We start from the raw sequence: 12,660 nt of genomic DNA on the forward strand, positions 1-12,660 counted from the left end.
ACATGCCGCCCTCGTACTCTCCCCCTCTTCCTAAGCGCCGCTTTTGGCAACGCACCCTACGATGGACGGCGTTTATCAGCTACGCCATCTGGGTCGGTATCATCTCGCTCGGACCGGCGGCACAAACGGGGGATCTCACGGATCTCAAGCAATACGACATCGCCGCACTGGATAAAATTTTACACTTCGGCGTTTATGGCCTTTTTACCTGTTTGGGATTCCTTGCCGTCCCTCGTCACCGCTTTCAATTGTGTTGTTTATTACTTGCCCTCTATGGGGCAGGGCTAGAGTACTTACAAGGCATCGACATGGCGGGACGCGAAGCATCCTGGGCAGATGGAGCCGCCAATGTCATCGGCGTGATCGCAGGGTATTACAGCTTACAAATAATCGAACGCCTCCTGAAAAAACAGTCCGCATAAATAGGTAAACCTCCCTTTTATCGTCGTCACACATCACACACAGCGAGCGAACGACATCCGCTTTGTACATCTTCTCAGCACACCCTGTACTATCTGAATTTTTGATATTAACCATAAAAACATTTCATCACCGCTTATCGCCATTTCCCGCCCACACCCATCATTAATGCATGCTATTGATATTTTAGTGTTTTAATGGATTTCAGTGACATATTTCACAAAAAAATCGTCGCACCCGCCAAAAAGCAAACGCTTGCGCAATCGTTTATATTCAGTAAAATCGCGGCCAATTCAACACGATGACAGCACGAAAACGGATACGACCTCTTCACGTCATCACGCTAATACTCCAAATTTGTCCGTACTGCCACCTGGGTCAGTACCGGCTTATGACACCCAAACCTTGTTGTTGATAATTTCAATATCAACATCGCAATCAGTATGAGAGCAGGTAACTGACATGGCGCAGAACGCAGCTACCCCTAGCGTAAATAAGACCGGAAACAACTCGGCTCACAACATCGACGAAAAAATCTCGATTCCTCGATCGCTGTCCCTCGGGGCGCAGCATGTACTGGCGATGGATCTGTATATCGTTCCCATCATTCTTGCCAGCCTTCTATCATTGACCGTGGCCGATACCTCTTCGCTGATCCAAATGACCTTTGTGGTCGCCGGTTTAGCGACCATTATTCAGTCACGCTGCTTGCTTAAACTGCCTGTCATGCAAGGTCCATCGTATATTCCCATTGGTGCCATTGCCGCCATCGGAAAAAGCATGGGCATGGGTGCCGTCTACGGCGCGCTGATCCCTGTCGCGATTTTTGTTGCGTTACTGGGCAAGCCACTGAATGTCTTCAGTAAAATCGTCCGTAAATTTGTTCCTCCGATTGTCGGTGGTACGGTGATCATCGTGGTCGGCATCTCCTTGCTGCCTATCGCCTTTAACGGGATCTACAGCGGCGAACACCCAAGCCAAAACATCGTCATCGCCCTTGTCAGCATGGTTTCGTTATGCAGCTTTATTCTGCTTGGCTGCATGTGCCAAAAATTGCATTGGTTACGCCTTACATCCGTATTGGGGGCCATTGTGCTAGGTACAATCACAGCCTCGTTGTATGGCATGACGGACTTTTCATCCGTGGCTAACGCAGCATGGGTACAATTGCCGAATTTGCTACCGTTTGGTGAACTGACCTTTGATCCTATCGCTATCATGACCATGCTGTTTATCTCCATGATTGTCTTAGTTGAAACAACGGGTACATGGTGTGCGGTCAGTGCAGTAACCAGTGTGCCGCTTGAAGATGAACGTCTTAATCGCGGCGCGACCGGTGAAGCAGTGGGTCACTTCTTCTGTTCATTGATTGGCGGTAGCCCAGTAACCGGCTACTCAACCAATGCCGGGATCATCGCGGTCACGGGTGTGTCGTCACGCCGCGCGATCATTGCGGGGGGCTTCATTTTGCTTCTGCTTGGTTTGATGCCAAAACTGACTAGCGTGATTGCTTCTATTCCACACGCGGTGATCTCCGGTATTTTCACCGTGATTTGTGTGGTGATTGCCATGAACGGCTTCCGCGTTGTGCAACACATCGACTTGTCTGAGCGCAATATGTTGGTGATTGGCTTACCGATCATGCTGTCGCTCGGTGCGGTACTGATGCCACGAGAGTTGGTCTATGCATTGCCTGAACTTGTCGGCTATTTGGTTAACTCAGGCATTGCGATTGGTGCATTGGCGGCGGTTATCCTCAACTTTGTACTGCCCGATGACACCGCGACAGCAGCACAAAACCAAGACCCAAAAAGCACAGACCTGACGCCAGCAACCGCAAACGAGGCAAACTAATGATGATGTTCCACGATATCCAATTTGCCGTTCAGGCGGACACCTTCCATTGCCCAAACAAAGGCGCGTTTGAGTTCAACCCAGACTTTTTACTTCTGATTAATGATGAGGGGGATATCGCGGCGACTTATTCGCAGACCCACCCCCATTATGCGGATGTACGCCACGCTCTGGCACAGCAAAACAAACTGAAGGTACTGGAAAAAGGCCAGTACTTGCTGCCGGGATTGGTGGATTTACACTGCCATGCGCCGCAGTGGCCACAAGCAGGCAAAGGCTTAGACTTGCCACTGTATGACTGGCTGCAAAACTACACGTTCCCGCTTGAGCACCGTTATCAGGATATCGCGTTTGCGGAGGCTATCTATCAAGACGTCACCCGCACACTGCTGGCTAATGGCACCACCAGCGCGGTGTACTTTGCTTCCATTGATCGCGCCTCCACCGAATTGCTTGCTCAGCAATGTTTACACATTGGCCAACGCGCTTATGTCGGCAAAATCAATATGGATAATGCCGAACAGTGCCCGCCTTACTATTGTGAACATGATGTCACTCAGGCTGTAGACGATACCGATGCGTTCATCCATAACGTATTGGCACTCAACGGCAATGAACAACGCTTAGTCCAACCGGTGATCACCCCACGCTTTGTCCCAAGTTGTACGCCCGACATGCTCAACCAACTGGGTAAACGCGTGCAGCAATACGACCTGCACATGCAAACCCATTGCTCAGAAAGCGATTGGGCGCGTGATTATGCTCAGCAACATTTTGGCAAAACCGACGTACAAATTTATGCGGATGCGGGGTTGCTGAACAATAAATCGGTACTGGCCCATTCGATTTTTCTGACGCCTAACGATGTGGCGATGATTAAGCAATTCGATGCGGGTATCGCCCACTGCCCGCTGTCTAACATGTTTTTTGCCAACGCGGCGATGCAAACCCGCGAGCTGCTTGATAGCGGCGTACAAATTGGTTTAGGCAGTGATATTGCCGGCGCACCGTCACCGTCTATCTTCCGTGCAGCGTTTGATGCGGTGTGTCATTCCCGTGTGCGTGAAGAAGGCGTGGATGTGATGATACCGACAGGACAACGCGGCACAGCCAATGCCCGCGTCAGCTTTGTTGAAGCGTTCTGGATGGCAACCGCTGGCGGGGCGAACGTTTTGAATGCCCAAACGGGCGTCTTCGCCAAAGACCATCACTTTGATGCCATTGTGATTGAAGCCAAACCGAGTATCGGCAACCTGCGTATTTGGCCAGAATTTGATTCACCACGCGATATTCTGGAAAAAATCATCTGCTTGGCTCAGAAAGAAAACGTGCAGCGGGTTTGGGTGCAAGGTAAAGCGGTGATTTAACCTGCTTCCTGTCGTGCTCATTCGTCCCTATCACTGAATAATCAGCGTCAATAAAAAGCCCCCTGCGTGTAAACACACGAGGGGGCTTTTTGTATTCGTCGTTGATATTCGTTGTGGCTTTTAACCTTCAATCAACTTCATCAGCAAATGGCCGTCATACATCGCCTGCTTCACCAATGCCGCACCCGGCATGGTGGCTTGGGTGTAAAAGCAACTTTGTTCAATCACCAAATCACGGTTATACACGGGCAATGACTGGGTACGAATGCATTCCATGATCGCGGGATACAACACCTCTTTTGCACGGTTAAACTCGCCGCCAATCAAGATTTTTTCGGGATTAAACAAGTTCACCATAATCGCAATGGCTTGCCCCAGATTGTGTCCTAACTCAACAATCACCTGCCGTGCCAAGGTATCCCCTGCCACAGCCGCATCGCAGATTTTCTCAATCGTTAATCGCTGACCATGGAGCTGAGATGGGTGCCCTTCGCGTAAACGCTGCTCCACTTGCTCCAGCACCGCCTTCAGGCTCGCCACCGTTTCTAAGCAACCGTGGTTACCGCAGAAACAACGCTTCCCATAAGGCTTAATTTGAATGTGTCCAAGTTCGCCTACATTGCCAATGCGGCCTTGTAAAATCACGTTATCCAGCACAATGCCCGCACCGACACCGTGATGAATGGAAATCAAAATCGAGTTCGCCACATCTTGCGAGTTACCAAACAGTTTCTCGGCCAATGCCCATGAACGGGTATCGTTCCCCACAAACACAGGTACCCCTGTCGCTTGATGGATCGCAGGGCCCAATTCTAAGCGGTGGACATGGTAATGCGGCATTTGCAACACCATCCCCGTATCAGAATGCACCAAGCCCGGCAGAGACACCGCAATGGCGGTAATACGATCCAATTCGCTGACATGGTTCGCAAAGAAAGTGTGGATCTCGGCAATCAATTTGCTGAGCACTTCATCTTGCTCAAGCACATCCACATCTTGGCGTTCTTCAACCAGAATGTCGCCGCCTAACTCATGCAAGGCGATGGTTAAATACCCACGCCCTAAACGGATAGACATAAACTGCCAGCCTTCATTGGCGGGCACCAAGCCGATCGCAGGGCGTCCACGACTGCTGGTTTCTTGAATCGCCGTTTCTTTGATCAAGTGCGCATCGATCAACTCGCGGGTAATTTTGGTAATACTGGCAGGTGCTAATTGACTACGCTTAGACAGTTCAATTCGAGATATAGGCCCGTAAAGATCAATAAGCTTATAGACGCTGCCTGCATTGTTTCTTTTTATATGGTCGATATGACCAGGCTGAGCGACATACATGCCTACACTCCCGATAAAATCCATCAATGTTATTAGCCAATTGAATTTTTTTACTTTGCGAAGTAATTGTGAAGTCGATAATTCAAAGGACGTGACCACGGTCACGATGAGAGAGAAACTTTACAGCAAAACATGCTCTAAAGCCCATTTTTGAGATGCGATTTCGTGGGTTTTTTTGCTTGTAAAATTTAACACACACAAGACAGTTCCCTGTGATTTTGCGATAATCGTCGGCTGCATGAAATAATGTTAACTCACCACGAGGTTTGCGGTGTATAAAATCAACGAAGTGTTTGAAACCATTCAAGGTGAAGGCGTCTTTACAGGTGTCCCAGCCATTTTTGTTCGTCTGCAAGTCTGCCCAGTGGGTTGCGCTTGGTGTGATACCAAGCAAACATGGAGTGCCGAACCGCAAGATGAAGTCGCCATCGACACCATCATGGCGAAGCACGGTGACTCTCCCCTTTGGACCGCATTGGATGCCGACGGGGTTGTCGCACTGCTGATTGACCAGCAGTATACCGCCAAGCATGTGGTCATCACGGGGGGTGAGCCGTGTATTTACGATCTTCGCCCGTTAACCATGGCGTTAGAGGCTGCCGGTTTCCAATGTCAAATTGAAACCAGTGGCACGTCAGAGGTCCTTGTGACCGATCGTACCTGGGTAACCGTGTCGCCAAAAATCAATATGAAAGCGAAGTTACCCGTACTGGCCAGTGCCCTTGAGCGTGCGGATGAAATTAAGCACCCTGTTGGCACCGAAAAAGACATCGAACAACTGGATGATTTACTGGCAGGCAAAGACCTGAAAAGTAATGTGACTATCGCATTACAGCCGATCAGCCAAAAGCCACGTGCAACCGAGTTGTGCATTGAAACGTGTATCTCGCGTAACTGGCGTTTGTCGATTCAGACCCATAAATACCTGGCGATTGCCTAACCGCCTTACGTCTCGCGCTATTCTCATCCCCTGCGCGCGTCTCGCGGCTGTCTCAATACTACGACAGCCGCCCAATCTCCAAGACACGTCTTCCTTCTTAACACGGCCTCGGTGTGCAATCTCTATACTGAGCAAAAAAGTTAAGCAAAAAAGCAATAACACATCTTGTTTATTCATTGTGATTGTTTGGGGAATACCTATGCGCCGTTATCTAGGGAAATGCTTCTGGGCTGCCTGCAGCCTGCTCCTTGCTGCCTGCGGAGGTGGCACCGATACACCCACGCCTGTTGCCGGTACACCGACACCGGTGTCCAATACCTTCACGGTCTCGGTCGATTTACCGGCCAGTATGACGCTGGCTCAGCGGCAACCCACCTTGTTCCCCACCGCGTATGCGGACGCGGTGCAAGATCTCACCGAACAAAACTTCGCGGCCGTGTGGCTGGATGACACCGGCAAGGTGTTTGAATCCATCGATATTACCCGCTGGGTTTCTCAGGGTGATGGCCGCTATGAGCTTGATGCAGGCACACAATATCGCATCAATGCTGTGCTGTTAATGAACCCTGCTGGCGTACCGGTTTTCACCTTGGGTGAAGCGTTACCGGAAGGGCTTTATATGATCCCCCTCGCCACCGAACGGCTCGCCATTACGCTGGAATCGTCACTGGCCTATTACGCGTTTACGCAACGTGTGGTTCAAGATGGTGGCTGGGGGGTGTTCAGCGAAATCTTTAATGACGCCCCACAAGGTAAGGTCTTGTTTGCCTTACAAGACATCAACAGTATGGCCACTGACATCAGTGATACCTTGTTCCCGAAAATCAGCGTGCAAGGCCTGACCCTGAAAGAGCTCATGACCTTGTCTATCGTGCAGTCCATGACAACCGGCCGCGTGGAACGTTTCTTTACCGAGCAAGCCGCTGCGATTGCCGATATTCAAGCCATTTTGGGTGACGGATATTGGCAGGTGGGTAGCTTTACCAATAACAGTGGCAGTGGCATTTTGGTCGACAGCACCCAATACGACGGTACCGAAACCACGGTCAATGAATTTCGCTGGGAAAAGTCCGGTAATGCCGATATTTCCCTCAATGATTTTTTCACCTATTTCAGTGAATCAACCGCTTTCGGCACAGAAGACATTACCCATCAGGTATTAACCAGCAACGGCTGGAAAGGCCTGTTCAGTTACCTGCGCGTCGTATTCGCCACCCAAACCACCGCACTACTGACGGATGCCGCCCTCTCGATTGACGATAAAGCGGGGATCACGCTGGATGCCAACGTATATTCTCTGAATGGCAAAAAAATGCATGACTTTTTGTCGAGTAAAAACAATCACTACGTCACGCGTTATATCCAACCCGACGCAACATTCAGCGAAGGGGCTTCTGGCTTTTACTTTACGTGGCGACCGGAAGGGGAAACCTACCTGCTGTGTGACACCAGCAATGATCAAGATACCTGCCGTGTATTCCCCATTCAGATGCCTGATGCCGGTTATACGACGTTGGATGAGGTGATCACGCCGCTGGCCAATATTGGTCCCAACATCACCGACGTTAACGGCTTTCAACTCAGTGACAACATTGTGGTCGAGTTGATTGATGACAATTTCTTTACCCTGCGTTACTGGAACAATATTGCAGGTGACGAATGGGCGGTTCAGGAAGTTGGCGCTTGGGCACCGACAACCGTGGCAGGCCAATCGGTCATTCGCTTTGATGTGCCCGACATCATGAAACAACTGGCTTCTAACTACCGCTTTAACAGCACCAATCTGTTCCTGATTGCGGATCGTGGTTTTGTCAATATCGGGGAAGTCCTGCTAAAAAATACGGAATACCACTATTCGGGTTTCGATAATGACGCCAAAGCGCAAATTATCAGTGCCGCCAGCCGTGACAACCTTCCCCCGTTTGACAACTGTGACTTCGGCAATACGGCGCAAGCCACCGCAGGTCTTTTCCTGAACGCGGTCACTGAATGTGGCGGGGATGAACGGTTTACGGGAGCGCGCCTTGATACTCTGATCGGCCATTCTTTGGTGCAAATTTCTGAAGATGGCGAGATCAGCGCGCACATTCTGCGTGACGATAACACGTGGGAGATGTACCGCCATACCGATCTCAAAGCAGGATCACGCCAATGGGCACTCACAGAGGAAGGTTATCTTGCCCTCTTCCCGGATGCCAATGATAGCACCACCGTTAATCGCTGGGCGTTAACCCATTACGAGTACACCTTACGGTTATTGGCTATCAAGCAATTCAGCCAAACAGACAATGGCGCCACCATCGATAACGTGATGACCCGTGAGTATGCCCCTGACAGTTTAGCGGCCTGCTCGACGCTCGATTCTGGCTGGGATCAAGCGACGACCACCCCGGTCACCACACGCACGCTCGAGGACTATCAAACCCAAATAACCCAATGTAAAACAGTGTGGTTTGATCGCAATCCCGTGTTGACCGAAACCCTGCTGATCGGCAATACCGGCGATAACAGTGATGATAAAGCCCTGCAGTTTGCCAGTGACAGTTCGCGCTTCTTAACACTGAGTGATGACTTCTCTGGCGAATACTTCCTTGGCCAATATGTGGATTCTGATGGGTGTGGTTTCAATATCGACATCCGCTGGAAAATCGACGATGACGGTACCTTGTATTACGAGGCGCTGGATGGCTCCATGAATGAGCGCATTGCCCTCACCGATACCGATGGTTTGAAACTGGCCATCAAAGCGTTCAACCATCAAACCCGTTGGCAAGACGATGAGACACGCACGTTCGCCGCCACTGACGGTGAACTATGGAGTGACATTGTCACGTTAATCCCGGCCAGTGACGTGCCTGACGTAACCCCCATAGAACCACCGCCGCCAACACCGCCAGCCGACGATGAAACACCCACAGACGGTGAAACCCCAACGGAGGGCGACACACCCGGCGAAAGCGAGAACACCGAAGAGCCAGCGGGACCACCAACTGGGACGATCCTCAATGATGGGCAACAGTGTGCTTACCTAGAGGAAACGCCCGCCCCATAGTGGCCGTTTTCTTTAACCACACGTAGCGATGCTGTATGCACATCTTTAATATGTGCCTGCTTAATACACGCCACCCTCATGCGGGTGGCGCGTTCATCTCGGTGGCACGTCTTTTTTTAATCGTATCACCGCATCACACCACCGAGGCCCATGTAAATTCGCACAATTATTGTGCGCCCCTTTCTATATTTCGTGCAATTGCGCCATCAAATCACGCTTTAAGGTCACAACAAGGCTTGAAGCGAAACGTAAGACAGGTAATATGTTGTCTTTGGACTGTGTCTAAGGGAATTCTGCCCTTAGTGAACACAAGTAAAGTGCCTTAACGGAGAATAATTTACACATGACTTACGCGCCTGTAACAGACGTACTTAGCGGTAAGCTCGCGGTAGACAGTGAAGTCACTGTTCGCGGCTGGATCCGTTCACGTCGTGATTCCAAAGCTGGGATCTCTTTTCTTGCCATTTATGACGGCTCTTGTTTCGACCCGATTCAGGCCGTGGTCCCTAATGAGTTAAATAATTACCAGGAAGAAGTACTTAAACTGACGACTGGTTGCTCTGTTGAGGTGACGGGTAAAATCGTTGCGTCTCCAGCGAAGGGACAAGATTTTGAGCTTGCGGCCACTGACGTTAAAGTCGTGGGTTGGGTTGAAGACCCTGACACGTACCCAATGGCGAAAACACGCCACTCTATTGAGTACCTCCGTGAAGTGGCACACCTACGTCCACGTACAAACGTAATTGGTGCGGTTGCGCGTGTGCGTAACTGTCTATCACAAGCGATCCACCGCTTTTACCACGAGCAAGGCTTCTTCTGGATGTCTGCGCCACTGATCACAGCGTCTGACTGTGAAGGTGCGGGTGAAATGTTCCGCGTATCAACACTTGATATGGTGAACACACCAATGACAGATGCGGGTGAAGTGGACTTTGATAAAGACTTCTTTGGTAAAGAAACGTTCCTAACGGTTTCTGGCCAGCTAAACGCTGAAACGTACGCTTGTGCGCTAAGCAAAGTGTACACCTTTGGCCCGACATTCCGTGCTGAAAACTCAAACACTAGCCGCCACCTAGCGGAATTCTGGATGGTTGAGCCGGAAGTGGCGTTTGCCGAGTTGGACGATGTCGCTAAACTTGCAGAAGACATGCTGAAGTATGTATTCAAAGCGGTACTAGAAGAGCGTCGTGATGACCTTGAGTTCTTTGCTGATCGTATCAACAAAGATGCAATCACTCGTCTAGAGCAGTTCGTGACGTCTGATTTTGCACAAGTTGATTACACAGACGCTATCCAGATCCTAAAAGATTCTGGCCGTGAGTTTGAGTTCGATGTTGAGTGGGGCATTGACATGTCTTCTGAGCACGAGCGCTACTTGGCGGAAGAGCACTTCAAAGCACCGGTTGTCGTTAAAAACTACCCGAAAGACATCAAAGCGTTCTACATGCGTATGAACGATGACGGCAAAACCGTTGCTGCGATGGATGTATTGGCACCGGGTATCGGTGAGATCATCGGTGGTTCTCAGCGTGAAGAGCGCCTAGAGCTACTTGACAAGCGCATTGCTGAAATGGGTATCGATGCCAGTCACATTGATTGGTACCGTGACCTTCGTCGCTACGGCACCGTGCCTCACTCAGGTTTCGGCCTAGGCTTTGAGCGCTTGGTAACGTACGTAACTGGCATGGCAAACATCCGTGATGTGATCCCATTCCCACGTGCACCACGCTCTGCAAACTTCTAATCTGAAGTTCGCTCAAAAGCAGTAAAAAGTCACCTCCGGGTGGCTTTTTTTATACCCAGATTAAACGGGTCAATAGACTTGGTTACAGGGTTAGAATAAGCTTAGGCTATCCGCTTATCGCAGATAAGCAGCAACACTAATTCACATGAGTCAATTATGATCAGAGAAATCACCCTCACGCCAGCAAGCCAATGGGCCAAACCCTTCGTATCAGAAGTTGCTGAAATTATTAACCTGCTTAAAGAGTACGGTTATGATTCCGCCACCCTTGCCCTTTTAACTGGCCTACAAGAGAAAAAAATCTCTGATTGGATGTCACGTTACAAACGCGAACCTGAAAATCGTTCTGATATTCCCTACCCATGCTGGTGTTTTCTGACCGCGCTTGTCGGCAGACCTAACATTCAAAATAATGGGCAACCGATTGATGTGGACGCCAAAAAAGTGATGCGTGCGTTCAAGCCGACGGCTTTCAAAAACCAAGCGATGTTTGAAATGCCAAGTGAAAAAGAATTCAAGCGTGTTATTGGCGACAATACCTTTACAGGCATCACCATTGAAGGCCTAAGTGAGACTTTCTTATGGAAGCCTGCACAACTGGCTACAAGCCTAGAGAACGGCACCCTACCTTTCTTAAACTGGTGTCTGATCCTGATGTTGTGTGGTTTCAATATTCAAAAGATGTTGCTCACGCAGCATGAAGGCGACATCGTACTGATTAAATAAGCCTGTCTTTAATCCGGGCATTATTTCATCACGCAGTTATTCCAGCGATAAAAAAGGCTACCCTTGGGTAGCCTTCTCTTATTTATCGGTTATATACCGCTTATTCTGCATCCGCCAACGTTTCAGGGCGATCTTCTGGACGGAAATGGTATTGCACCGCCAGCAAGAAATTACGCAAAATCTGATCTTTACACTCACGGTAGTGCTTGTTCTCAGGCTTTCTAAAGAACGCACTCAGCTCGTGCTTACTGATCGTGAAATTCACTGATTCCATCAATTCCAATACGTCTTCTGCTTTAAAATCCAAAGCAATACGTAATTTCATGAAGATCATATTATTGGTCAGGCGAGACTCCGGCTCAGCCTGCGGGCCTTCTTTCTTACCGCGTCGGGTATTGATCAGACCATTAAGAAAAATGGCTAGTTCACGGTCGGTACATTTATCAACAAATGCACCATCATCATCTTTCTTCAACCAATCGCAAACTTGCTCTCGTGTTACCTCGTGGTCAGCAGAAGCAAAGATTTCAATCATCGCTGAATCATTAAGATCGAAGGTATAGCGAATACGTCGCAAGATGTCGTTGTTGAGCACAGTAAATCCTAGTAAAAATGCAGCATTGTCAACATGACGTACTGCGAAGTTGTGCTTCATTTTACCAGATATATACCCAATAAGTTTACTTACTGCGATTTAATCAACAGGGCCAAGCTGCTATAGTGCGCGTTGACCCTATCAACACAGAAACAACATCCATGGATACCCAACCTAAAAACCCGCTGCATGGCGTAACGCTTCAAACCCTATTGAACGAACTTGTGGATCACTACGGCTGGGAAGAACTGGGTCGCATCGTAAAAGTACGTTGCTTCACCAGTGACCCAAGTATCAAGTCAAGCCTGAAGTTTCTTCGCCGCACCGAGTGGGCCCGAAAAGAAGTTGAGCAACTTTACCTCGACACGTTCTTTATCAATTAAGTGGTCGATGCGATAGATAACAAGCCGTTATTTATCGCATCCCCCCTATGATTCCCGTCCATCCGTCTTTACGCTTTATCCCCCGTCCAATGGGCTAACATGCTATTAAGTGATATTTAGTGCATTTCACTTAAAGAATGCCATTTCCCTGTTATTTATCTACCCTATCCGACGCTTTAAAGGGCAAAAATACCATCTCCAATCCTAGATTGACGTATTTTTCATCATAATCCCCGCCTTGATG

General features: G+C 49.3%; 10 protein-coding genes. 8 read left to right on the forward strand and 2 right to left on the reverse strand.

Features of this window, described 5'->3' with window-relative positions:
• The first annotated feature begins 2 nt into the window (after nt 1-2).
• The 3 genes from L4C36_RS03270 (at nt 3) to L4C36_RS03280 (ending at nt 3,641) form a co-directional block, all read left to right on the forward strand.
• On the forward strand, nt 3-422 hold the full coding sequence (locus tag L4C36_RS03270; RefSeq protein WP_428476352.1) for a VanZ family protein: 420 nt from the start codon (nt 3-5) through the stop codon (nt 420-422).
• A gap of 460 nt (nt 423-882) precedes the next feature.
• Nucleotides 883-2,274, forward strand: a complete 1,392-nt coding sequence (locus L4C36_RS03275; RefSeq protein WP_428476353.1) for a solute carrier family 23 protein — start codon at nt 883-885, stop codon at nt 2,272-2,274.
• Nucleotides 2,274-3,641 carry an amidohydrolase family protein gene (locus tag L4C36_RS03280; RefSeq protein ID WP_428476354.1) on the forward strand — a complete coding sequence of 456 codons (1,368 nt, stop codon included), beginning with the start codon at nt 2,274-2,276 and terminating at the stop codon, nt 3,639-3,641. Before L4C36_RS03275 ends, L4C36_RS03280 begins: the two co-directional genes overlap by 1 nt.
• A gap of 120 nt (nt 3,642-3,761) precedes the next feature.
• On the opposite strand, the gene mlc is transcribed toward L4C36_RS03280, so the two are convergent.
• Nucleotides 3,762-4,976 (reverse strand): sugar metabolism global transcriptional regulator Mlc, encoded by a 1,215-nt coding sequence (gene mlc, locus L4C36_RS03285; RefSeq protein ID WP_428476355.1) that lies wholly within the window; start codon nt 4,974-4,976, stop codon nt 3,762-3,764.
• A gap of 271 nt (nt 4,977-5,247) precedes the next feature.
• Between mlc and queE the strand changes: the two genes are divergently transcribed.
• The 4 genes from queE (at nt 5,248) to L4C36_RS03305 (ending at nt 11,438) form a co-directional block, all read left to right on the forward strand.
• Nucleotides 5,248-5,916 (forward strand): 7-carboxy-7-deazaguanine synthase QueE, encoded by a 669-nt coding sequence (gene queE, locus L4C36_RS03290; protein ID WP_428476356.1) that lies wholly within the window; start codon nt 5,248-5,250, stop codon nt 5,914-5,916.
• Nucleotides 5,917-6,115: 199 nt separating this feature from the next.
• The gene (locus L4C36_RS03295; RefSeq protein WP_428476357.1) at nt 6,116-8,968 is read left to right on the forward strand and encodes a hydrogenase expression protein HypA; all 2,853 of its coding nucleotides are present in this window, start codon (nt 6,116-6,118) and stop codon (nt 8,966-8,968) included.
• A 343-nt stretch (nt 8,969-9,311) separates the two neighbouring features.
• Nucleotides 9,312-10,712 carry an asparagine--tRNA ligase gene (asnS, locus tag L4C36_RS03300; RefSeq protein ID WP_428476358.1) on the forward strand — a complete coding sequence of 467 codons (1,401 nt, stop codon included), beginning with the start codon at nt 9,312-9,314 and terminating at the stop codon, nt 10,710-10,712.
• A gap of 156 nt (nt 10,713-10,868) precedes the next feature.
• Nucleotides 10,869-11,438, forward strand: coding sequence for a hypothetical protein (locus tag L4C36_RS03305; protein WP_428476359.1), 570 nt, complete (start codon nt 10,869-10,871; stop codon nt 11,436-11,438).
• A 100-nt stretch (nt 11,439-11,538) separates the two neighbouring features.
• Here L4C36_RS03305 and L4C36_RS03310 read toward each other — a convergent pair whose 3' ends face one another.
• Nucleotides 11,539-12,033 (reverse strand): YehS family protein, encoded by a 495-nt coding sequence (locus tag L4C36_RS03310; RefSeq protein WP_428476360.1) that lies wholly within the window; start codon nt 12,031-12,033, stop codon nt 11,539-11,541.
• A gap of 161 nt (nt 12,034-12,194) precedes the next feature.
• Here L4C36_RS03310 and L4C36_RS03315 point away from each other — a divergent pair, with 161 nt between their 5' ends.
• Complete coding sequence (locus tag L4C36_RS03315) at nt 12,195-12,416, forward strand: VF530 family protein (RefSeq protein ID WP_428476361.1); 222 nt, start codon at nt 12,195-12,197, stop codon at nt 12,414-12,416.
• Nucleotides 12,417-12,660 lie beyond the last annotated feature (244 nt).

The sequence above is a fragment of the Photobacterium japonica genome (assembly GCF_050337005.1).
Classification (GTDB): Bacteria; Pseudomonadota; Gammaproteobacteria; order Enterobacterales; family Vibrionaceae; genus Photobacterium; species Photobacterium japonica.

Bases quoted from the DNA above. Each gene is read 5' to 3' on its own strand.
- L4C36_RS03270 (WP_428476352.1), top strand. From the start codon at position 3: ATGCCGCCCTCGTACTCTCCCCCTCTTCCTAAGCGCCGCTTTTGGCAA.
- L4C36_RS03275 (WP_428476353.1), top strand. From the start codon at position 883: ATGGCGCAGAACGCAGCTACCCCTAGCGTAAATAAGACCGGAAACAAC.
- L4C36_RS03280 (WP_428476354.1), top strand. From the start codon at position 2,274: ATGATGATGTTCCACGATATCCAATTTGCCGTTCAGGCGGACACCTTC.
- mlc (WP_428476355.1), bottom strand. From the start codon at position 4,976: ATGTATGTCGCTCAGCCTGGTCATATCGACCATATAAAAAGAAACAAT.
- L4C36_RS03295 (WP_428476357.1), top strand. From the start codon at position 6,116: ATGCGCCGTTATCTAGGGAAATGCTTCTGGGCTGCCTGCAGCCTGCTC.
- asnS (WP_428476358.1), top strand. From the start codon at position 9,312: ATGACTTACGCGCCTGTAACAGACGTACTTAGCGGTAAGCTCGCGGTA.
- L4C36_RS03305 (WP_428476359.1), top strand. From the start codon at position 10,869: ATGATCAGAGAAATCACCCTCACGCCAGCAAGCCAATGGGCCAAACCC.
- L4C36_RS03315 (WP_428476361.1), top strand. From the start codon at position 12,195: ATGGATACCCAACCTAAAAACCCGCTGCATGGCGTAACGCTTCAAACC.